This window comes from Streptomyces sp. CLCI03 (genome assembly GCF_053615355.1).
The window spans coordinates 6,832,436-6,854,179 of the sequence record NZ_CM132132.1 but is presented as its reverse complement, the minus strand read 5'-3'; the positions used below and the strand labels follow the sequence as shown (position 1 = coordinate 6,854,179).

Genomic DNA, 21,744 nt, shown 5'->3' with positions numbered 1-21,744 from the left:
CACGCACACACCCGCACGCACACGCACACGCACACGCACCGAGGAGAGATCCCATGACCGTCGACCAGAACACCCTGCGCCGCCGCGGCGTCGGCCTGATCGCCCACGACCCCGAGCGCAGCTACGGCGGCCTCACCCTCTACACACCGATCACCAGCGCCGGCGAGATCCACCTCGTCGACATCGAGGGCCGACCGGTCCACACCTGGAACTCCCCGCACCCGCCCGGCCGTCAGGCCCAGATCCTGCCGAACGGCAACCTCTTCTACGCGGCCAAGGACACGAGCGGTCCGACCCTCTTCCCCATCTGGGACGTCTACCACGGCGGCATCTTCCAGGAGCTGGCGCCGGACTCCACCGTGCTCCGCGAGGTGCGGCACCCCTTCCACCACCACGACGCCTCGATCCTGCGCAACGGCAACCTGCTCATCGGGGCCGTGGAGCCGCTGGACCCGGCCGACGCGGCCCGGATCCGGGGCGGCATCCCCGGCTCCGAGGCGCCCGGCGGGGTGATCTACGGGGACGTGGTGTACGAGCTGACCTGGGACGGGGAGATCGTGTGGCGCTGGGCCGCCATCGAGCACCTGGACCCGGAGGAGGTACCGCTGAACCGGCACTTCGCCCGCAACCACTGGCCGATGGCCAACACCGTCAACGAGAGCGCGGACGGCTCGATCGTGGTGGGCTTCCGCAGCGCGTCCACCACCGTGTCCGTCGATCGCACCGACGGGTCGGTGCGGTGGCGCATCGGCCCGGACGTGCTCGCCCAGCAGCACCATCCGCACGAACTGCCCGGCGGCACCCTGCTGGTCTTCGACAACGGCACCTACCGCGACACCACCTCGGTGCCGTACTCGCGGGTGCTGGAGCTCGACCCGTCCACCGGCAAGGAGGTGTGGGCGTACGAGGACAACCCGCCGCAGAACTTCTTCAGCCCGTACATGTCCAGCGCCCAGCGCCTGCCGAACGGCAACACCTTCATCGCCGAAGGCTCCTTCGGGCGGCTCTTCGAGGTGACTCCCGGCGGGGACGTGGTGTGGGAGTTCGTGGTCCCGCAGTTCCGGTCCTTCGGGGAGGGCGTGGGCCTGGAGTCCTCGGCCGGCGCCCAGAACTCCGTCTTCCGCGCCTACCGGTACGCCGCCGAGCAGTTCCCCTGGCTGTGAGGCGCACTCGCACACCCCGTGCGTCCCGTACGGCCCTCGCACACCTGACGCCCCCATGTGCCACAGGTACCCCACGTACCTCTCATGCACCCCGAACTATTTCGCCGGAAGGCGTTTCATGTACGGCCGATGAAATTGCCGGGCGCTTATCCGGATAGCGATCAGAAACGTTGACAGCCCTTCTCCGGGCCGCCTGGCTTACGCCGCAGACGTCGACATCGGCGGCCTCTTCCTGCGGCCCGTCATTCTCGACGGGCTGCTCATCACCCTTCAGGTGGCCGCGTACAGCGCGGTGCTGGGCCTGGTCGGCGGTGTCCTGCCGGCCCTCGCCAGGCTCTCCGCCAACCCGGTGCTGCGGTCGGTGAGTTGGACGTACGTCTGGCTGCTGCGTTCCGTGCCGCTGATCGTCGTCCTGCTCTTCCTCTACAACCTCGGGGCGCTCTACCCCACCCTCAGCATCGGGGTACCGTTCGGACCGGCCTTCCTCACCTTCGACGCATCCCGACCAGCCCCGGACATGGTCATCGCGGTCGTCGGCCTGAGCCTGGCCGAAGCCGCGTACGCGGCCGAGGTGGTACGGGCGGGCCTGCTCTCCGTGGACCAGGGTCAGCACGAGGCGGCGGCCGCGCTGGGACTGCCCGGGCGTTACCGCTTCACCCGGATCGTCCTGCCGCAGGCACTGCGGGCGATCGTCCCCTCGCACCGGCCCCGGAGGCGGTCCGGTTGGGCGCCGACGACGTGCGGGAGGTCCTCGAACTGATCCGGCTGACCGAGCCCGGCCCCTGCCTGCCCCGCACCGTCGAGCTGGGCACGTACCTCGGCATCCGCCGGCGGGGCCGGCTGGTCGCCATGGCCGGGGAGCGGCTGCGTCCGCCCGGCTGGACCGAGATCAGCGCGGTGTGCACCCATCCCGACCACCGCGGCCAGGGCCTGGCGACGAGGCTGGTGCGGGCCGTCGCCGCGGGCATCCGGGAGCGCGGCGAGGTCCCGTTCCTGCACACCTCGGCGAGCAACACGCGGGCCGTCCGGCTCTACGAGTCGATCGGCTTCACCCTGCGCCGCCGGCCCTTCTTCCTGGCCGTCCGGGCCCCGGGCAACACCGCTGCCAAGTTCTCTTAATATTGCGGTCATTGTATGCCACCACTATCGGACGTAGCGTTTTCGAAGAAATTGATGACGGGCCGAATTACCTGATCCGCATCGGCTTCCCTTTTCCGCACGCCGAGCAGGAAGGCGCAATTCTCCGTGTCCGCTCCCTCATCTTCCCCGGCGCCCCTGCACCTCGCCGTCGCCCTCGACGGAGCGGGCCGGCACCCGGCCGCCTGGCGCGAGCCGGGTGCCCGACCCACCGAGCTGTTCACCGCCCGCTACTGGGCCGGTCTCGCCGCCGAGGCCGAAGCCGGGCTCCTCGACTTCATCACCTTCGAGGACGGTCTCGCCCTGCAGTCCTCCTCACCCACCGGATCCGACGAGCGCACGGACCGGGTCCGCGGGCGGCTGGACGCGGTGCTCACCGCGGCCCGGGTGGCGCCCCTGACCCGGCGCATCGGGCTGGTCCCGGCCGTGACGGCCACCCACACCGAGCCCTTCCACATCTCCAAGGCGATCGCCACGCTCGACCACGTCAGCCGCGGCCGCGCCGGCCTGCGGATCCAGGTGTCCGGACTCGCCCACGAGGCACGGCACTTCGGACGGCGCACCGCTCCGTTCGCGGACGGGGAGCTGCACGCGGAGGCCGCCGACCACGTCGAGGTGGTCCGGCGACTGTGGGACAGCTGGGAGGACGACGCGGAGATCCGGGACGTGGCCACGGGCCGCTTCGTCGACCGCGAGAAGCTGCACCACATCGACTTCGAGGGCCGCCACTTCAGGGTGAGGGGCCCCTCGATCACTCCACGCCCGCCGCAGGGGCAGCCTCTCGTCACCGCGTCCGGCACCGGCGAAGCCTCGTACGCGCTCATCGCCCGGTCCGTCGAGGTCGGGTACGTGCCCGCGCACGACGGGGACGGTACGCGCGCCGCCGTGGCGGCGATCCGACGGGCCCGGGAGGCGACCGGGCTCGCCGCGGACCCGCTGCACCTCTTCGGTGAACTCACGGTGTTCCTCGACGCGGACGCCCCGGCCGCCGCCGCCCGCCTGGAGCGCCTCGACGCGCTCGCGGGCGACCCGTACGCCGGTGACGGCGCGGTCTTCACCGGAAGCCCCGGGCAGTTGGCGGACCTGCTCCTGGAGCGGCGGGCGGCAGGACTGTCGGGCTTCCTGCTGCGGCCGGGCGTGATCGCCCACGACCTGCCCGCCATCACCCGGACCCTGGTGCCGGAACTCCAGCGGCGCGGGGTCTTCCGCCGCGCCTACGAGGCGGACACGCTGCGCGGCCTGCTCGGGCTGGAGCGTCCGGCCAACCGCTACGCACGGCCCGCCGCCTGACCGCCGCGCGACCCGCCGCCCGACCCCGGACCATCCGGAAGGACGAACCATGAGCAGCAAGCCGCTCAAGCAGATCCATCTCGCGGCCCACTTCCCGGGCGTCAACAACACCACCGTGTGGAGCGACCCGGCCGCCGGCAGCCATATCGACTTCGACTCGTTCGTCCACTTCGCGCGGACGGCCGAGCGCGCCAAGTTCGACTTCCTCTTCCTGGCGGAGGGCCTGCGGCTTCGCGAACAGGGCGGTGAGATATATGACTTGGACGTGGTCGGCAGGCCCGACACCTTCACGGTGCTCGCCGCCCTGGCCGCGGTGACCGATCGGCTGGGCCTGACCGGCACCATCAACTCCACCTTCAACGAGCCCTACGAGGTGGCCCGCCAGTTCGCCACCCTCGACCACCTCTCGGAGGGCCGGGCCGCCTGGAACGTGGTCACCTCCTGGGACGCCTTCACCGGCGAGAACTTCCGGCGCGGCGGATTCCTGCCGCGCGAGGACCGCTACTCCCGCGCCCAGGAGTTCCTGGCCACCGCCACCGAACTCTTCGACTCCTGGGACGGCTCCGCGATCGCCGCCGACGCGGGGTCCGGCACCTTCCTGCGTGACGCGCGGGCCGGGGCCTTCGCCCACCGGGGCCGGCACTTCGACATCGAGGGTCGCTTCAACGTGCCGCGCAGCCCACAGGGCCGGCCCGTGATCTTCCAGGCGGGCGACTCGGAGGAGGGCCGGGAGTTCGCCGCCGCCGGCGCCGACGCGATCTTCGGACGGTACGGAACCCTGGACGCGGGCCGGGAGTTCTACGCGGACGTCAAGGGCCGGCTCGCCCGGCACGGCCGGACGCGCGACCAGCTGAAGATCCTCCCCGCGGCCACCTTCGTGCTCGGCGACACCGACGCGGAGGCCCGGGAGATCGCGCACGAGGTGCGCCGCCTCCAGGTCAGCGGGCAGACCGCGATCAAGTTCCTGGAGCACGTCTGGAACCGGGACCTGTCCGCCTACGACCCGGACGGCCCGTTGCCCGAGATCGACCCCCTGCTCGGGGAGAACACCATCGCCCTGGGGCGGGCGAGCGTACGGCAGTTCCGCGATCCGCTCGCCACCGCCCGGCAGTGGCGCGAGCTGGCCCGGGCCAAGAACCTGTCCATCCGCGAGCTGGTCATCAGGGCCACCGCCGACCAGACCTTCGTCGGTTCGGCCGCCACGATCGCCGAGTCGATCGACGCGCTGGTGCAGGCCGACGCCGCCGACGGTTTCATCCTGGTCCCCCACATCACCCCGGGCGGCCTGGACGGCTTCGCGGACTCCGTCGTACCGCTGCTCCAGGAGCGGGGGGTCTTCCGTACCGAGTACGAGGGCACCACCCTGCGCGACCACCTCGGCCTCGCGGTCCCGACACCTACCTCCGCCTCCGCCTCCACCTCCGCCCCTGCGCCTGCGCCTGCCTCGGTCTCGTGAAGTTCCTCGCCATCACCCTGATCGCGGACTCCCCGGACCCGGTGACGGGATGCCTCAGGCCCACCCGGGAGCGGTTCCGTGAGGTGGTCGCCGCCGCACTGCGGGCGGAGGAGCTCGGCTTCGACGGCTTCGGCGTGGGAGAGCGCCACGAGCGGCCGTTCCTGTCCTCCTCACCGCCCGTGGTGCTCAGCCACATCGCCGCGCTGACCCGCCGGATCCGGCTGTTCACCGCCGTCACCACCCTGAGCCTGCTCGACCCGGTACGGGCGTACGAGGACTACGCGACACTCGACCACCTCAGCGACGGGCGCCTGGAGCTGATGATCGGCAAGGGCAACGGCACCGCGCAGCGCGAGCTGTTCCAGGTGACCCCCGAGGACCAGTGGGCCCGTAACGCCGAGGGCTACGAGCTGTTCCGCCGGATCTGGCGGGAGGACAAGGTCAGCGCGCGGCCGCGCTTCCGGCCCGCGCTCAGCGGCGCCGAGGTGCTGCCGAGGCCGTACCGGCGGACGCTGCGGGTCTGGCACGGCAGTGCCACCAGCCGGGAGTCGGTCGACCTCGCGGCGCGGTACGGCGATCCGCTGTTCTCGGCGAACGTCACCCACCCGATCGGCCCCTACGCCGAACTGATCCGCCACTACCGGGAGCGCTGGGAGCACTACGGGCACGATCCCGCGCGGGCCGTGGTCGGCGCGGGCACGGCCGGCTACCACGCGGCCCGGAGCTCACAGCAGGCGGTCGCGGCGTACCGGCCCGCGTTCGCCCGCTACCTCGCCTTCCACGAGCAGCTGGGCACCGCCCCGGTCTTCCCGACGCTGGAGGACTTCGTCGAGCGGAGCTCGGCACTGATCGGCAGCCCCCAGCAGGTCATCGAGAAGGTGCACCGCTACCACGAGGCCTTCGGCCACACGGCCCTGCACCTGCAGGCCGAGGCGGGCGGGCTCCCCGAGGCGGACCACCGCGCCTCGCTCGAACTCTTCCAGTCGGAGATCGCCCCGGTCCTGCGCCGCGCGATACCCGACCCCGCCTTCCCCGACCCCGCCCTCCCCGACCTTTAAGGAGTCCGGCCATGCCCGGCATCCCTCTCGGGGTCCTCGACCTCGTCCCCGTCTCCTCCGGTTCCACCGCCGCCGATGCCCTGCGGCGCAGCATCGATCTCGCGCGGCGGGCCGAGGAGTTCGGCTACGCCCGCTACTGGTTCGCCGAGCACCACCTCAATCCCGGGGTCGCCGGGACGTCCCCGGCGGTCGTGCTCGCGCTGACCGCATCCGCGACCTCGACCATCCGGCTCGGCTCCGGCGCCGTACAGCTCGGGCACCGCACCGCGTTGTCGACGGTCGAGGAGTTCGGCCTGATCGACGCGCTGCATCCCGGGCGCATCGACCTCGGGTTGGGCCGCTCGGCGGGCCGCCCCCGGCCGTCCGAGGGTCCGGCGCCGCGGCCGCCGCTCACCCCCGTCGTGGACGGGTACACCCCGAACGGGCTGCGGATCCCCGAGCCGTTCTCCTTCGCCCCTCTCCTGGGCCATCCGCGGGTGGCCCTGCAACAGGAGCTGCTGAACCTGCCGGGGGCCCGGCCGCAGGAGTACGGCGAGCAGGTCGACGACGTGCTCGCGCTGCTGCGGGGCGAGTACCGCTCGCCGGAGGGGGTGGAGGCGCATGCCGTCCCCGGCGAGGGGGCCGAGGTGGACGTGTGGATCCTGGGGAGCAGCGGCGGGGTGAGCGCGGAGACGGCGGGCCGCAACGGGCTGCGGTTCGCGGCGAACTACCACGTCAGTCCGGCGGCGGTGCTGGAGGCGGCCGAGGGGTACCGGGCCGCGTTCAAGCCGTCGGCCGAGCTGGAACGGCCGTATCTGACGGTGTCCGCCGATGTGGTGGTGGCCGAGGACGAGGAGGCGGCGCGCGAACTGGCCACCGGCTACGGGGCCTGGGTACGCAGCATCCGGACGGCCGAGGGTGCCATCCCCTACCCCACCCCGGCCGAGGCGCGGGCCCTGCCGTGGACCGAGGAGGATCGACGGTTGGTGGCCGACCGGGTGGAGACCCGGTTCGTCGGCTCGGCGCGGACCGTCGCCGATGACCTGGAGCGACTCCAGGAGGCGACGGACGCGGACGAGTTGCTGATCACCACGATCACGCACGGGCACGCGGACCGGGTGAACTCCTACCGCCTGCTCGCCGAGGAGTGGCACCGCCGGTCGGCGTGAGGGGCGCGGCGCCGACCCGGGCTGCCGTATCGGACGCGTCCGGTTCACGTGCGGACGATCACTCCGATCGATGGCCGCCTTCGGCGCTCTGCTGCCACTGGTCGAGCATGCGGCGCGTCGTCAGCGTGATCGGGTGGCCTTCACCGAGGACGCGCACCATGTCTTCGAGCAGGAGGGCGAATGCGGCCGCGGCGCCGACGGCATCACCGGACTCCCCTGTCCATCGAGCCAGGTTGCCCCTGGCGATGAGCGTGTCGGGGTGTTCAGGACCCATGACCCGAGCGGAGATCTTCAGCAGTTCGGAATATTCATGCACAGCCTTCTGCGCATTCCCGGACTTCCCCCGGCAGAAGGCGAGATTACCCCGGGCCGACAGCGTGTCCGGGTGCTCCGGCCCCAGCACCTCGGCCGCCTTCCTGAAGACTTCCTCGAACTCGACCGCGGCCTCTTCCGGACTTCCGGTCACCGCCCTGAGGCGGGCGGAATTGTTCTGGGCGATCAAGGTTTCCGGATGGAGTTCACCGAAGATCGCCTTTCGCGCGTCCAGCACCTCGTCGAGCTTCTCCTGGGCGCCGACCAGGTCGCCGGAGAGACTCAGGTATTCAGCCATATGACTTTGAGTGGTCAAGGTGTCAGGGTGCTGTGGGCCCAGGACCCTTTTTCGGGTTTCCAGCGCCTCCCCGAGGTGTTTCAGAGCGCTCCGCAGGTCACCGGACTCCCCCAACCAGGTACCGAGGCTGTCCTGGGCTTCCAGCGTGTCGGGATGCTCGGGGCCAAGGGTCTCCCCGGCCACGGCGAAAACGCGACGGTAGTACTTGTGAGCGGCATCGACCATACCGACCCTGGCGAGGCTTTCCCCCAGCCGGAAGACAACGGGGTGGACATCGCTCTCGTACAGGGGTTCTTCAGCACATTCGATGAGTGCGACGACATTGGCCCGCAGGGCGACCAGGGCAGTGGCATTGGACTGCAGACCGAGGGCGGTGTCACGTTCGACCTGAGGCCAACTGGCGGTCAGGGAGTCGGCGGCCGCCCGGGCCGTCCGGCGGCGCTGGTCAGCAGTGAGGCTTTCGCGGACGGCCCGTTGGACGAGCTGGTGGACCCGTACGGTCCGGATCCCGTCTTCGGGTCCGTCGGGTATGCAGTCGACGAGGCTCAGCTGGCGAAGGTTGTGCAGGGCGTTCGTCACCTCCTCGGCATCGGTCTGCGCCGATGAGGGCTCCGGTTCGTGTCGCGGGGAGCCGTACGCGGCATGGGTCATGAGGTGGTTGAGGACGGGTGCGCCGGTCAGGACGCCGATCGGGATGCCGTTGGGATCCAGCATGGATGCCAACTGGAGCACAGGGCGGGCGAGTCCGGCAGGATGCAGCTCATCGGCGGCCTCGATGGACATGTTCCATACCGCGGCCAGGGTGTGCTGGTGATCTCCGAGGTCCCCCGGAGGGGGCATCGCCGTGGCCAGCGTTCGTTCGGCCAGACGGGCTCGGTACGCCGTGCACGTCAGGCGTTTCGTCGGCATGTAGGCGGCGGCCTGGGCCAGGGCGAGTGGCAGGTGGCCGAGATCGTCCGCGAGGGCGGCAAGCTCGTGCCGTTCTTCCGTCCGCCCATATTCGGCCAGTTCGGCGGCGAGGTAGGACACGGCCTCCGCCTCGGTGAACACTCCTACGTCCATCAGACGGCGGCCCCGGAGGATCCGTGCGTTGCGGTTGCGGGTGGTGATCAAGCACTGTCCCGAAGATCTCTGCGGTGGCCACAGGTGCAGCAGGTTCGCCGCCTCCGTGACGTCGTCCAGGACGAGCAGCCAGCTTCGATCGGTCGTCTCCAGCCAATCGCGGAACATGACCGCGGCCTGTTCCGGTTCGTCCGGGACACCTGCGCAGACTTTGCGTGCGGCGGCGGCATACGTGGATACGACCGAGTCACGGCTGGTCGCCGTCGCCCACACCTGCACGTCGACCGAACCTCGGATCGTCTTGGCGTAGTGGGCCGCGAGCTGCGTCTTGCCGACCCCGCCGGTTCCGGCGAGAACCTGCGACAACACCACCGTGCCCGAGCCGGCCAGTGCCGCGTCCAGTTCACCGACGAGAGCACGGTCCTGGAAACACGAAACGACCTGCGGAAAGGTACCGACCAGCACAGGTTCGTGCGGCGGTCCGGGGAGCGGCCGCTGGGCTTTGGCCTGCTCCCACCGGGCCTTCCACACCTCCTTGCTGCTGGTCCATCGTGCTCTCGCCTTGGCACGGGAGGAGATGTCGACGGTTTCCGCTCCCGGCAGTCCGGACCACACCAGTAGCACTTCGACCAGTGCCCACAGGTCCTCGAAGTCCTTGGCCGGGGTGCCCTTCTCGAACCAGCCGCCCACGGTGCTCGACCTGAGCTCGCCCATCCCGGCGGCCTTCCGTCGGGAGTTCGCCTCGTCGATCGCCCCTTCGCGGCTGATGGCCTGGTTCGGCCGGGCGTTGCCCTCATCGGTCGGCCCGTTGCGTTTCCTTGCCTGGAGCGCCCGCCCTTCCAGCGCCGCCAGCGCGTCGCGCAGCGTCTGCCTCTCGGCTCCCGGATTCGTCTTCTTGCTCACCGCGTCCCCTTCGCGAGTCCCGGAATCCGGCGGATCCGCCCGGATGATGGCTGGACGTGCTTGCGACCTGGCATGTCGTCGATTCCATCCGCCCGGTCCGGCAAGTCTTCGCCGGCCCGGACCGTCCTGCTGGGATGTCTCTCGTGCCGCTCGACCGTCGGCGGCTTGGACGGAGGAATCGTCATGGACGTCACGGTGTGGGCCCTGGTGCCCGTCGTCTGCATGGTGGTCACGGCCACTGCGGCCGTGCTCATCGTGGTCGCCGCGGTGAAGGGCACCCCTTCGCGGGACCGCGCCCGGATTCTCGAGGCCGTCGCCGAGGTGGTGCGGGCCGTGCGCGGCCGCAGGTGACGATCCCGCTTCGGCACCCGCCTGCCACCCCATGCCCGCACATCATGCTGGAGTACCCCGGGCCGGGACCGCGCAACCGTCGAAGGGCCGTGTTCGCGGCCGGGGTTCGACCACGTCCCGCACCGACGCCACGCGCCGCCGGAGGGATCCGGCGGCGGGCGGTTCGTCGGTCAGTTGTCGCGGACCGCGACGATGCCGTTGAAGACACCGACGTACGCGGTGCCGTCGGGGCCGAGGGTGATCGGGGCCCAGTTGTTGTCGTAGAGCGGGCCGGTGCCGGTCAGCTGCCGCCAGCGGCGCTCGCCCGTGCGGAAGTCCACGGCCGTGAGGTACCAGGCGTCGATGCCCCAGGCGTTGGGCTCCTTCTCGTAGAAGTAGAGCAGCCCGTTCGCGGTGGAGAGCTTGGGGACCACGGAGGGAGCGCGGATCGCGCTCTCCCAGACCGTGTCGCAGCCGCTGCCGTCGGCGCGTACGTCGATGCGGGCGACTCCGCCCACGACGGACTTGCCCAGCAGCAGGGTGGTGGGGTTCTCGTAGCCGTAGTTGTTCTCGACGACGATGCTGTTGCCCCAGGTGATGAGCGAGTTGTCGGTGGTCGAGGCGCCGGAGCCGAACACCGGCACCTTGCAGACCAGTCGACGGTCGGCGGGCACGTCCACGCCCCGCTTGTAGACCAGGACGTTCATCCGGTCGTCGGCGTTGTCGGTGATGGCGACGTAGTTCTGGCCGAAGAGGTCCGGGGTCGTGCCCGAGCCTTGGTTGACGGAGCCGGGCTTGGACGCCGTGCCACGGTCGTACGTTTGGCGCCACTGCACCTCAGGGGTGCCGTCGGCGCCGGCGCGGAAGCTGTAGAGCGCGTGGTCGGAGACGATGGAGACTCCGTCCTCGGCGACCGAGAAGGAGTTCTGGATCTCCTCGCCCGGCAGTCGGACGGAGCGGATCCGGTCGGTCGCCGGGTCCACCGTGCCGACCCGTCCCTGGCGGGTGACCCACCAGATCCGCCCGTCCCAGTCGGGCATCACGGAGGTGACGGGGTCGCAGGTGCCGCTGGGCCACAGGTTGGTCCAGGTCACGCAGTCGTGGGGGACCTGCCCGGTGAGGTCCCAGTCGTCGTCGACCGTGAACTTCCAGGTGCCGTCGGGGCTTTGGGAGTGTCCGAGGCGCAGGATGTGTTGGCGGGAGTCGGCCAGCACGGCCCGGTCCTGGTCGTCCAGGTAGAAGTAGGCGCCGCCCGAGGTGTCCTTGAAGATCTTCGCGAAGTCGAGCGAGGTGATCGCCTCGACCGTCGAGGAGCGCTGCGGGAGCTGGTATTCCGCGAGCGTGGCGAGCGTACGGGGTTCGAGGAGCTTGACCTTGAAGCCGGAGAAGGTGCCGCACACCGTGACGAGCCGGCCGGCCGAGTCGAAGGTCGCGGTGGCGCACTCACCGCCGAGGGCGGCGATCTTCTCGCTGGTGACCTTCGGGTTCCTGCCGAGCGGGCCCGACCACGGGGAGGTGGCGCTGCCCGCCGCGTCGGAGTGCATGCCGCTGCGGCCGTTGGGTGCGAGGAAGGGGTGCTGCGGCGGTGCCTCGCCGGGCAGCGGTGCGGCGGCCGCGGGGCTGCCGTCGTAGTGGGTGACGAGGCGGTGACCGGGGGCCTTGGGTATCTCCTCGGCCTGGGCCGAGGAGCCGCCGTACATCACCGTGAGTGCGGCGACGACGGGCAGCACGGCGCAGTTCAGCGATCTTCGGAGCATCCGGGCTTCCTCCATGTCTCTGTGCGTTGTTGACATTGCGTCTGATGTCGCGCCGCCGCCAGACGCTAGATCGCACCGCACGAGGAGTCCATGGACGGGCCGGATGATTCACGAACGCGCAACAGTCGATCAAGGATTGAGGCCGGCCACCACGTTCGCGGTGGCCGTCAGACCGTTGTGGATGGTCGTGGCCATGCTGCTGCTCGCGAGGTAGAAGCCGAGCAGTGCGCAGACGAGGGCGTGCGAGAACTTGAGTCCGCCGCTGCGCAGGAAGATCCAGGCCAGGATGAGGAGCAGGACGACCACCGAGAGAGAAATCACCATCGAAACCTCCTTACTCGCCGCCATGGTGGCGCAGGAGGGGGTGCCTTCGGGCGAAAGATGTGTCCGCCGTACGGGTGTTGACCGTCCGTGACGGGCGGTCGGTCCTTGACGATCTCGTCACGACCGGTCGGCCCCGACGCGGCACTGTCGAGGACGGTGGAGTCGCCGCCGCCGTCCGGAACAGACGGACGCGAATCCGGGCACGCCACGGGCCGCCGGACGCAGGGGTCTTGTCGGGCTCCCGCCCGCCGTGCCATATATGTCTAGACCAATAAGGAGCCAAGGAAGCCGAGGAAGGCACCCCCGTGCGACGCAGCGCCCCCACGCTCGCCCTCTGCCTGGCCGTCGCAGGCCTCACCGGCCTCACGGCCTGCACCACGCCCGACACCCGACCCCCGCCCGCCCCCGCCGGCCTGACCGCCCAGGCCGGCAGCGCCACCAGCGTGCACGTCATGTGGAACGCGGCCGCCGACCGGGACGGGGTGACCGGCTACCAGGTCTTCGAGGCCGACCGTCTGGTCCGTGAACTCCCCGCCGAGAAGACCATGGTGGACATCACCGGCCTCGCCCCGCAGACCGGTTATGCCTTCACGGTCCGGGCCGAGGACGCCGCCGGCAACCTCTCCGCCCCCGCCCCGGTCACCCGGGTGACCACGCCCGCCGCCAAGGCCGAGGACCGCACGGCTCCCACTCCCCCGGCCGCCACCACCGCCCGGGCGACCGGACCGCGGTCCGCCCGGGTGACCTGGACGGCGGCGACCGACGACACCGGCGTCACGGCCTACGACATCTACCAGGGCGGCGTCCGCATCCACACCGCCGGCCCCGGCGAGAGCGCCACGACCCTGGACGTCCTCCGGCCCGACACCGTCTACACCTTCACCGTCCGGGCCCGCGACGGGGCGGACAACTCCTCCCCCGACGGCCCTGCGGTGGACGTGACGACCCCACCCGCATCCGGTGACGGCCCGGGCACCGCCCCCGCCGAATTCGCCGCGACCGCCTCCCCCGGCACCGTCACCTTGACCTGGACCGCCCCGGACACCGGTGGCGAGACCACCGAGTACGAGCTGTACGTCAACGGACGGCCCACCACCGTCATCCAGTTCGGAGCGGGTGCGGTGCCCAGCGGCCGGGCGGAACACCGGATCACGGTGGCCGAACCCGCCGGCACGGTGTGGGCCGTGAAACTGCGGGCCAGACTGCCCGACGGCAACTGGGGATCCTTCTCCGCGGAGCGGCGGATCACACTCGTCGCGTGAAAGAAGACACCGATCCGGCTCGAACGGCGCGGCCGCCCGGAAAGATCGCGCACAATACATCCGTGTTCGGTGAGTATTCGTTCCATGACAATCAGGCAGACTCCGCGGACGGCGATCCCGGACCGGCTCCCTGCCCGGTGCCCGGCAACCTCCCCCCGGAACCTGCGAGCTTCTTCGGTCGGGAGCAGGAACTCCAGCTGCTCGAAGACCTGTTGCGCGAACGAAGACTGGTCACGCTCACGGGCGTGGGGGGCGTCGGCAAGTCGCGGCTCGCCCTACGCGCCGTCGCCGCCGCCCGCCAGGCCCGCCCCGACGGAGTCTGGTGGGCGGAGCTGTCCCCGCTGCGCGACCCGAGCCTGCTCACGGCCACCGTCGCCCACACGGTCGGCCTCGCCGACCACTCTCCGCGCCCTCCCGACGAGGAGCTGTGCGCGTGGATGGCCGACAAGGAGCTGCTCCTGGTGTTGGACACCTGCGAGCACCTGGTGGCCGACTGCCGCCACCTGGTCGGTGAACTCCTGCAGTCCGCACCCGGGTTGACGATCCTGGTCACCTCCCGCGAGCCGCTCGGCATGCCGACCGAGGAGGTCCTCGAGGTCCGGCCGCTGCCCTGCGAGGGGGCCGACAGCGACGCCCTCGCCCTGTTCCGGGCCCGCGCCCTGGCCGCGACCCCGGGGGCGGCTGCCGTCTTCGCCGACCCCGCGCGGACCGCTGTGGCCGCCGAGGTGTGCCGACGCCTGGACGGCATCCCGCTCGCGCTGGAACTCGCGGGCGCCCGCATGCGGTTGTGGACGCTGGAGCACATGGCCGAGCGGATCGGGGAGCGCTTCGAGGTGCTGTCCGACGCCCGGGCGGCCGCGTTACCGCGCCGGCATCAGACGATGCGGACCACGATCGGCTGGAGCCACGAACTGTGCGAGCCGCTGGAACGGCTGCTGTGGGCCCGACTCTCGGTCTTCACCGGTGACTTCGACATCGCGGCGGCACGCGCCGTCTGCTCGGGCGGACCGCTGCCGGCCGCCCGGGTGGAGCGCGCGCTGGCGGGCCTCGCCGCCAAGTCCGTGGTGCTGCGCATCGAGGAACGCGGGACCGGGCCCCGCTATCGGATGCTGGACACGATCCGCGAGTACGGGCAGGACTGGCTGGGCGAGCTCGGCGAGGTGGAGATCGTCACCGACCGGCACGCCCACTGGTACGCGGCGCTCTCCCAGGCCGCCGACCGCGGATGGCTGGGCCCGGGGCAGGTGGACTGGTACCGCAGGATCACCGCCGAGCACGCGCAGCTGCGTACGGCCCTGGAACACCTGATCGCCGCCGACCCGACGGCGGCGCTGGAGATGGCCGGGGCGCTGTGGTTCTACTGGTTCGCGTGCGGGCACGTGCACGAGGGCCGCGGCTTCCTGGAACGGGCCCTGCGGGCCGCTCCGCGTTCGGGGGCCGCGTACAACCAGGCCGTGTGGGCCCTCGGGCTCACCGCGCTGCTCCAGGGCGACCTGGACGCGGCCCAGAAGCTCGGCGGCGAGTGCACACGCGACGCGGCCCGGCTCGCGGACCCGGAGCGGGAGCTGCGCGCGGGCTACCTGCACGCGGTCTCCGTCCTCATGCCCGGCGATCCCGTACGGGCCCTGCGGCTGGCCGGCCCCCGGGCCCGGGCGGGACACGGCGGACGCACCAGCGGCGCGGGCTGGCTCCTGTGCAAGCTGGCCACCGGCTACGCCCTGTGCGACCTGCGGCGTTTCGAGGAGGCGACCGAGGAGGCGCGGTCCCTGCGGGAGGCCTGCGTGGAGCTGGGCGAGCGCTGGCTGCGGGCGTACGCGGACTACATCCTGGCCGTGGCCGCGCTGGGCCTCGGGGACCACGGGGAGGCCGCCCGGCACGTACGGGCCATGCTCTCGGGGAAACGGCTGCTCGGCGACCGCTTCGGCATCGCGCTCGGCCTGGACCTGCTGGCCGCGGCGGTGGCCGGGTTGGGCGACGGGGAACTCGCGGCGCGGCTGCTGGGCACCGGGCACGCCTGGTGGCGCACGGTGGGCCGGCCGCAGATGGGCTCGCCCTCGCTGACGGCCCTACGGGACCAGGGCGAGCGGCAGGCCCGCGCGGCGATCGGGGACGCCGCCTACGAGACGGCGTTCCTGGGCGGCGCGGCGGCGCCCACCGGCTGAGTCTCGGCCGGTGGGACCGGGGTACGGCCTAAATCCTGGGCTCCCGTCAGTACGGGAGGGGTCTGCCCGACGGTGTACGCAGGTCCAGGTCTCGGGGGGCGGGCTTCGGGACGGGCTTACGGATCAGCTGCTGGCGCATGCTGCCTCCTCGCTCAGACCAGGGCCGGGCGGCGGGGTTCCACCGTGCGGCTGTCGGGGAGCAGTTCACCGGTGTCGTCGAACATCACGACTCCGTTGCACAGCAGGCTCCAGCCCTGTTCCGGGTGAGAGGCCACAATGCGGGCGGCGTCGTGATCGGCGCTGTCGGCGGTAGGGCAGGGTGGCTGGTGGGAGCACATGGCGCACCTCCTCGCGAAGTGGGGCGGGAGCGCCGGTGGTCACCCGGTCGATTCCGCGATCCACGGTGGCGGTGAGTATTACTGATCGCCGCCCCCGGACGGAACCCATATCCGCCGTCCAGTTCACGGTGTGTATGCCCGATTACGATGCGCTCATGCCCGCTATCCGGATCATTCACCGCACGTCTTTTCCGCCGGTCGAGGCGTGGTCGATGCTCACGGACTGGGAGCGCCACGGCGCACAGGTCCCGCTCACCCGGACGATCATCGAGACGCCGCCGCCCACCCACGTCGGAACGATCTTCACGGCACGTACGGGCGTGAGCAGGATCACATTCGACGACCGCATGGAAGTCGTCGTGTGGCGACCCCCCGTGGAGGGTTTGTCGGGATTGGTTCGACTGGAGAAGCGCGGCCGGACGGTGACGGGCTGGGCGGAGATCGAGATCCGCCCCCTCGCCACGGGCGGCGCCGAGATCCACTGGCGCGAGGAGCTGCGCCTGCGCGGCCTCCCCCGCGCCCTGGATCCCCTGGTCGCGGCGGCGGGCCGGCTCCTCTTCGGCCGGGCCCTCACGCGGCTGCTCCGGCCCTGAGGACGCCGCACCGTCCGCCGCGCAGGCCGAGCCACCGGGGTACGGGGCGTCCGCCCCGCACCCCGGCGACCGCACGACCTCCAGACGGCCTAGCGGATCGGCATGCCGGAGATCGTGCGGGCGATCACCAGGCGCTGGATCTCGCTGGTGCCCTCGAAGATGGTGTAGATGGCGCTGTCCCGGTGCATGCGCTCGACCGGGTACTCGCGGGTGAAGCCGTTGCCACCGAGGATCTGGACCGCCTGGGCGGTGACCTTCTTGGCGACCTCGCTCGCGAAGAGCTTGGACATCGAGCCCTCCGCCGACTCGAACGGCCGGCCCGCCACCGCCATCCAGGACGCCCGCCACACCAGCAGTCGGGCCGCGTCGATCTGCGTCCGCATGTCGGCGAGCTGGAAGGCCACGCCCTGGTTGTCGATGATCGGGCGGCCGAACTGCGTACGGGTCTTCGCGTAGTCGAGGGCCACCTCGTACGCCGCGCGGGCGGTGCCGACGGCCATCGCGCCGACCGCCGGCCGGGAGGCCTCGAAGGTGGCCATGGCCGCGTTCTTCACCCGCTCGCCGCCGCCGCTGCGCGCGCGCTCGTGGGCCCGCGCGAGGCGCTCGTCCAGCTTCTCCTTGCCGCCGAGCAGGCAGGAGCCGGGGATCCGGACGTCCTCCAGCACCACCTCGGCGGTGTGCGAGGCGCGGATGCCGTGCTTCTTGAACTTCTGCCCCTGGGACAGGCCGGGGGTGTTCGGCGGGACGATGAAGGAGGCGTGCCCCTTGGTCCCCAGCGCCGGGTCGACGACCGCGACGACGATGTGGACGTTGGCGATGCCGCCGTTCGTCGCCCAGGTCTTGGTGCCGTTGAGCACCCACTCGTCCTTGGCCTGGTCGTAGACCGCCCGGGTGCGCATCGAGCCGACGTCGGAGCCGGCGTCCGGCTCGGAGGAGCAGAAGGCGGCGACCTTGACGTCGTCCGGGGTGCCGTACATCTGCGGGATCCAGGTGCCGATCTGCTCCTCGGTGCCGTTGGCGACGACGCCGATGGCCGCGAGTCCGGTGCCGACGATCGACAGCGCGATGCCCGCGTCGCCCCAGAAGAGCTCCTCCATGGCCATCGGGATGCCGAGGCCGGTCGGGTCGAAGAACTGTTGGGCGTAGAAGTCCAGCGAGTAGATGCCGACCTTGGCGGCCTCCTGGATGACGGGCCAGGGAGTCTCTTCGCGCTCGTCCCATTCCGCGGCGGCGGGGCGCATCACATCGGCGGCGAAGCCGTGGATCCAGTCCCGCACCTGCTTCTGGTCGTCGTTCAGCTCCATGGTGAACTCCGCCATGTCCCCTCCACCTGTCTGTACTCGTCCCTGCGGAAGTTACTAGCGGTAACCTACGCGAAGGCCACAGTCTGTTACTGACGAGTAAGCACTGTCAAGCACCGCCCGCACCGGCCCTGCCGCCGGACGGGATGACCGCCGATTCGATCGACAGGGTGTGCGGGGTGTTACGTTGCGTGGGCGTCACGCACATCGCAAGGGCGGGGAGAGAAACACGTCATGGAGACCACTCAGCAGGCCGGTGAGCCGGGAGCGGCCGAACGCCGCCGCCGGGAGCTGCTCGAAGCCGCCGACCGGGTCGTGCTCAGGGACGGCCCCAAGGCCTCCATGAACGCGATCGCGGCGGAGGCCGGCATCACCAAGCCCATCCTCTACCGGCACTTCGGGGACAAGGCGGGCCTCTACCAGGCCCTCGCCGTCCGGCACACCGACGCACTGCTCGACTCGCTGCGGGCCGCGCTCGACGCCCCCGCCGAGCGGCGCCGCCGGGTGGAGTCGACCCTCGACACCTACCTCGCCGCCATCGAGGCCCGCCCGCAGGTCTACCGCTTCCTCATGCACCCCGCCGAGGACTCCCACACCGCGGAACGCGGCTTCGACGTCGGCCTGCACTCGGCCCCGCTGCTGCGCCGGCTCGGCGAGGAACTGGCCGAGGTGATCGGTGAACGGGTGGACCTCGGCCCGGGGGGCGAACGCCTCGCCCGGATCTGGGGGCACGGCATCGTCGGCATGATGCACGCGGCCGGCGACTGGTGGCTGGGCGAACGCCCCTGCGAGCGCGCGGAACTGGTCGCGGGCCTCACCGACCTCCTCTGGGGCCGCCTGGCCACCGCCGGCAACCGCGCGGACGGCCCGGGCTTCTAGCCCGACCCTGTCGGCCTCGCCGGCACACCCGGCCCCGCCGGCTCATTTCAGCCTCGCCGGCGTTTGAGGCGCGGTGCCCGGCGGAGCCGGGTTCCTGGGGCTCCGCCCAGACCCCGCCCCCCACACGCCGGCGAGGCTGGAGATGCCCTCGGCACCCCACGGGGTCTTGCGGATGGCGCGCCGCAGGCGACGGGCTCGCAGGCCCGTCACGCGGTCCGCGTACACCGTCCCGTCGAGGTGGTCGCACTCGTGCTGCAGGCACCGCGCGAAGAACCCCGTCCCCGAGATCCGCACCGCCGCCCCGTCCGACGTGACCCCTTCCACCACCGCGTGGTCGAAGCGGGGGGTGCCCGCCTCCAGCCCCGGCAGGGACAGGCATCCCTCCGGCCCCAGGAACTCGTCCCCGTCGGCCGTCACCAACCGCGGGTTGACGATGTGCCCGACGTGGCGGACGTCCTCGTCGTCGGGGCAGTCGTAGACGAACACCCGCTGCCCGACGCCGATCTGGTTCGCGGCGAGCCCGACACCCTCGGCGGCGTACATCGTGGCGAACATGTCCTCGATGAGCCGGTCGAGTTCCGGGCCGAATGCGGTGACTTCCGCGCACGCGGAGCGGAGCACCGGATCACCCAGCAGGCTCATGGTGCGGACGTGGCCGGTGGTACCGGGGATGGGGCGCTGTCGCATGGCCGTAAGCCTACGACGGGCGACTATATGAGGAGATCCGCGGCGGGGCGGGGGCGCCGCGGTCAAGGCCGCGGCAGGTACTGGATAGGCTGGGGCCGACCGACGCAAGGAGGACAAGGGACGATGGCAGGCAACACGGAGCCGCTTTCGCCGCGGGCCAAGCTGGCCGTGACGGCGGGCAAGGCCGCGGCGGCGGTGTCGCGGGCCGCGGGACGCGGAAGCGGATCGGTGATCGGTGGCAAGGTCGCACTCAGGCTCGACCCCGATCTTCTCGGCGCGCTGGCGCAACATCTCGATGTCGTCCTCGTCTCCGCGACGAACGGCAAGACCACGACGACCCGACTGATCGCGGAGGCCCTGCGGGCCAGCGGTCCGGTCGTCTCCAACGCCCTCGGCGCCAACATGCCGGCCGGCATCACCTCGGCGCTGGCCGGTGGCTCGGACGCCAAGTACGGCGTCATCGAGGTGGACGAGAAGTACCTGGCCGGAGTGGCCCGGGACGTCACCCCCAAGGTGATCGCCCTGCTCAACCTCTCCCGCGACCAGCTGGACCGCGCCGCCGAGACCCGCATGCTCGCGGAGAAGTGGCGCGAGGGCCTGCAGGGGTCCAAGGCGGTCATCGTCGCCAACTGCGACGACCCGCTGATCGTGTGGTCCGCGTCCTCCTCGCAGAACGTGGTGTGGGTCGCGGCCGGCCAGGAGTGGAAGGACGACGCCTGGTCGTGCCCCTCCTGCGGTGGCGTCATGCAGCGCCCCGGCGACGACTGGTTCTGCGGCGAGTGCGGATTCCGGCGCCCGACGCCGACCTGGGTGCTCTCCGGCGACCACGTCCTGGACCCGCACGGCTCGGCCTGGCCGATCCACCTCCAGCTGCCCGGCCGCGCCAACAAGGCCAACGCCGCCACCTCGGCCGCCGTGGCAGCCGTCTTCGGCGTCCCGCCGCAGGTCGCGCTGGAGCGGATGTACCAGGTGCAGGCCGTCGCCGGCCGCTACGACGTGGTGAACTTCCAGGGCCGTGAGCTGCGGCTGCTGCTCGCGAAGAACCCGGCGGGCTGGCTCGAAACGTTTTCGCTGATCGATCCCCCGCCGACCCCGGTGATCCTCTCGGTGAACGCGCGCGGCGCCGACGGCACCGACACCTCCTGGCTGTGGGACGTGGACTACCCGCGGCTGGCCGGTCACCCGATCTTCGTGATCGGTGACCGCAAGCTGGACCTCGCGGTCCGCCTGGAGGTCGCGGGCCTGGAGTTCCGGGTGTGCGACACCCTCGACGAGGCCGTGCAGCTCGCGCCGCCCGGACAGATCGAGCTGATCGCCAACTACACCGCCTTCCAGGACGTGCGCCGCCGCGTCGGCAACTAGTACCCATAAGGACAAGAGCATGAGCGACAACAGCCTGCGTCTGGTGTGGGTCTACCCGGACCTGCTGAGCACCTACGGAGACCAGGGCAACGCCCTCGTGGTGGAACGCCGGGCGCGCCAGCGCGGCCTGGACGTGCAGCGCGTGGACGTGCGCAGCGACCAGCCGATCCCCACCTCGGGCGACATCTACCTGATCGGCGGTGGCGAGGACCGGCCGCAGCGCCTGGCCGCGGAGCGCCTGCTGCGCGACGGCGGTCTGGAGCGCGCCGTCTCCAACGGCGCGATCGTCTTCTCCGTCTGCGCCGGGTACCAGATCCTCGGCAAGGAATTCGTCAACGACCAGGGACAGCGCCAGGAGGGCCTCGGCCTGCTGGACGTCGTCACGGTGCGCGGTGAGGGCGAGCGGTGCGTCGGCGACGTCCTCGCGGACATCGACCCGCGCCTGGGCCTGCCGCAGCTGACGGGCTTCGAGAACCACCAGGGCGTGACCCACCTCGGCCCGACGGCCAAGCCGTTCGCCCGGGTGAGCATGGGCCGTGGCAACGGCACCGGTGACGGCACCGAAGGCGCGTACAACGACACGGTGTTCGGCACGTACATGCACGGTCCCGTGATGGCCCGCAACCCGCAGATCGCGGACCTGCTGCTGAAGCTGGCCCTCGATGTGAACGCGCTGCCGGCCATAGACGACCGGTGGTACGAGGCGCTGCGCGCGGAGCGCATCGCGGCCGCGACGCAGCCCGCGTAGCACCCCGTTCAACGCCCTGCCGAGCGCTCATCGGGGCGGCCTCCTCATCATGTGTTCGGCCCGGTTTTCCCTAGGGGGAACCGGGCCGACGTCGTTTCGTACGACGAGTGCGACCAGCATGTGGAGGATGGTTCAGTCCACCTCTCCACCGCTTGTAGGGTGGCCGTAGTTCCA

Annotated in this window: 17 protein-coding genes and 3 pseudogenes; 14 read left to right on the top strand and 6 right to left on the bottom strand. The window is 71.3% G+C overall.

The genetic code is table 11. The annotated features are described in order from the left end of the window. Positions 1 to 53 precede the first annotated feature (53 nt). The 7 genes and pseudogenes from ACWG52_RS31725 to ACWG52_RS31695 all read left to right on the top strand — a co-directional run bounded on the left by ACWG52_RS31725 (position 54) and on the right by ACWG52_RS31695 (position 7,252). A complete protein-coding gene (locus tag ACWG52_RS31725) occupies positions 54 to 1,163 on the top strand; it encodes an aryl-sulfate sulfotransferase (protein ID WP_389808541.1) in 1,110 nt (369 codons plus the stop codon). Positions 1,164 to 1,392: 229 nt separating this feature from the next. Continuing rightward, positions 1,393 to 1,866 (top strand): annotated as a pseudogene (locus ACWG52_RS31720) (ABC transporter permease subunit); the annotation flags it as partial. Further along, a pseudogene (locus ACWG52_RS31715) lies at positions 1,866 to 2,282 on the top strand (GNAT family N-acetyltransferase); the annotation flags it as partial. The pseudogenes ACWG52_RS31720 and ACWG52_RS31715, both read left to right, overlap by 1 nt. A gap of 126 nt (positions 2,283 to 2,408) precedes the next feature. Further along, entirely contained in the window at positions 2,409 to 3,590 is a 1,182-nt protein-coding gene (locus tag ACWG52_RS31710) for an LLM class flavin-dependent oxidoreductase (protein WP_389808536.1), read from the top strand. Positions 3,591 to 3,639: 49 nt separating this feature from the next. Next, complete coding sequence (locus ACWG52_RS31705; protein WP_390135617.1) at positions 3,640 to 5,046, top strand: NtaA/DmoA family FMN-dependent monooxygenase; 1,407 nt, start codon at positions 3,640 to 3,642, stop codon at positions 5,044 to 5,046. Continuing rightward, a complete protein-coding gene (locus ACWG52_RS31700) occupies positions 5,043 to 6,104 on the top strand; it encodes an LLM class flavin-dependent oxidoreductase (protein WP_389808533.1) in 1,062 nt (353 codons plus the stop codon). The genes ACWG52_RS31705 and ACWG52_RS31700 overlap by 4 nt, the downstream gene beginning before the upstream one ends. An 11-nt stretch (positions 6,105 to 6,115) precedes the next feature. Continuing rightward, complete coding sequence (locus tag ACWG52_RS31695) at positions 6,116 to 7,252, top strand: LLM class flavin-dependent oxidoreductase (RefSeq protein ID WP_389808530.1); 1,137 nt, start codon at positions 6,116 to 6,118, stop codon at positions 7,250 to 7,252. Between the two features lie 58 nt (positions 7,253 to 7,310). Here ACWG52_RS31695 and ACWG52_RS31690 read toward each other — a convergent pair whose 3' ends face one another. Continuing rightward, entirely contained in the window at positions 7,311 to 9,827 is a 2,517-nt protein-coding gene (locus tag ACWG52_RS31690) for a tetratricopeptide repeat protein (RefSeq protein ID WP_390135612.1), read from the bottom strand. Between the two features lie 183 nt (positions 9,828 to 10,010). On the opposite strand from ACWG52_RS31690, the gene ACWG52_RS31685 reads away from it, so the two are divergent. Further along, positions 10,011 to 10,178: a hypothetical protein gene (locus ACWG52_RS31685; RefSeq protein WP_389808525.1), complete on the top strand. Its 168-nt coding sequence runs from the start codon at positions 10,011 to 10,013 to the stop codon at positions 10,176 to 10,178. Positions 10,179 to 10,348: 170 nt separating this feature from the next. Here ACWG52_RS31685 and ACWG52_RS31680 read toward each other — a convergent pair whose 3' ends face one another. Next, on the bottom strand, positions 10,349 to 11,914 hold the full coding sequence (locus ACWG52_RS31680) for a hypothetical protein (RefSeq protein ID WP_389808522.1): 1,566 nt from the start codon (positions 11,912 to 11,914) through the stop codon (positions 10,349 to 10,351). 129 nt (positions 11,915 to 12,043) lie between these two features. Beyond that, on the bottom strand, positions 12,044 to 12,238 hold the full coding sequence (locus tag ACWG52_RS31675) for a hypothetical protein (RefSeq protein WP_328964299.1): 195 nt from the start codon (positions 12,236 to 12,238) through the stop codon (positions 12,044 to 12,046). Between the two features lie 305 nt (positions 12,239 to 12,543). Between ACWG52_RS31675 and ACWG52_RS31670 the strand changes: the two genes are divergently transcribed. After that, positions 12,544 to 13,500, top strand: coding sequence for a fibronectin type III domain-containing protein (locus ACWG52_RS31670; protein WP_389808519.1), 957 nt, complete (start codon positions 12,544 to 12,546; stop codon positions 13,498 to 13,500). A 62-nt stretch (positions 13,501 to 13,562) separates the two neighbouring features. Next, positions 13,563 to 15,662 (top strand): ATP-binding protein, encoded by a 2,100-nt coding sequence (locus ACWG52_RS31665; protein WP_389808516.1) that lies wholly within the window; start codon positions 13,563 to 13,565, stop codon positions 15,660 to 15,662. A gap of 152 nt (positions 15,663 to 15,814) precedes the next feature. Here the strand turns inward: ACWG52_RS31665 and ACWG52_RS31660 are convergent, their stop codons facing one another. Further along, positions 15,815 to 16,000 carry a DUF5999 family protein gene (locus tag ACWG52_RS31660; protein WP_030388211.1) on the bottom strand — a complete coding sequence of 62 codons (186 nt, stop codon included), beginning with the start codon at positions 15,998 to 16,000 and terminating at the stop codon, positions 15,815 to 15,817. A gap of 155 nt (positions 16,001 to 16,155) precedes the next feature. On the opposite strand from ACWG52_RS31660, the gene ACWG52_RS31655 reads away from it, so the two are divergent. After that, positions 16,156 to 16,593: an SRPBCC family protein gene (locus tag ACWG52_RS31655; RefSeq protein ID WP_161291408.1), complete on the top strand. Its 438-nt coding sequence runs from the start codon at positions 16,156 to 16,158 to the stop codon at positions 16,591 to 16,593. Between the two features lie 89 nt (positions 16,594 to 16,682). Here the strand turns inward: ACWG52_RS31655 and ACWG52_RS31650 are convergent, their stop codons facing one another. Continuing rightward, complete coding sequence (locus ACWG52_RS31650; protein WP_150256329.1) at positions 16,683 to 17,912, bottom strand: acyl-CoA dehydrogenase family protein; 1,230 nt, start codon at positions 17,910 to 17,912, stop codon at positions 16,683 to 16,685. 216 nt (positions 17,913 to 18,128) lie between these two features. On the opposite strand from ACWG52_RS31650, the gene ACWG52_RS31645 reads away from it, so the two are divergent. Further along, a complete protein-coding gene (locus tag ACWG52_RS31645) occupies positions 18,129 to 18,773 on the top strand; it encodes a TetR family transcriptional regulator (RefSeq protein ID WP_389808512.1) in 645 nt (214 codons plus the stop codon). A 153-nt stretch (positions 18,774 to 18,926) separates the two neighbouring features. Here ACWG52_RS31645 and def read toward each other — a convergent pair. Further along, positions 18,927 to 19,460: pseudogene (gene def / locus ACWG52_RS31640) on the bottom strand (peptide deformylase); the annotation flags it as partial. A gap of 123 nt (positions 19,461 to 19,583) precedes the next feature. Here def and ACWG52_RS31635 point away from each other — a divergent pair. Both ACWG52_RS31635 and ACWG52_RS31630 read left to right on the top strand, forming a co-directional pair. Continuing rightward, on the top strand, positions 19,584 to 20,822 hold the full coding sequence (locus ACWG52_RS31635; RefSeq protein ID WP_030719064.1) for a MurT ligase domain-containing protein: 1,239 nt from the start codon (positions 19,584 to 19,586) through the stop codon (positions 20,820 to 20,822). A gap of 19 nt (positions 20,823 to 20,841) precedes the next feature. Continuing rightward, complete coding sequence (locus tag ACWG52_RS31630) at positions 20,842 to 21,570, top strand: type 1 glutamine amidotransferase (RefSeq protein ID WP_030719062.1); 729 nt, start codon at positions 20,842 to 20,844, stop codon at positions 21,568 to 21,570. Positions 21,571 to 21,744 lie beyond the last annotated feature (174 nt).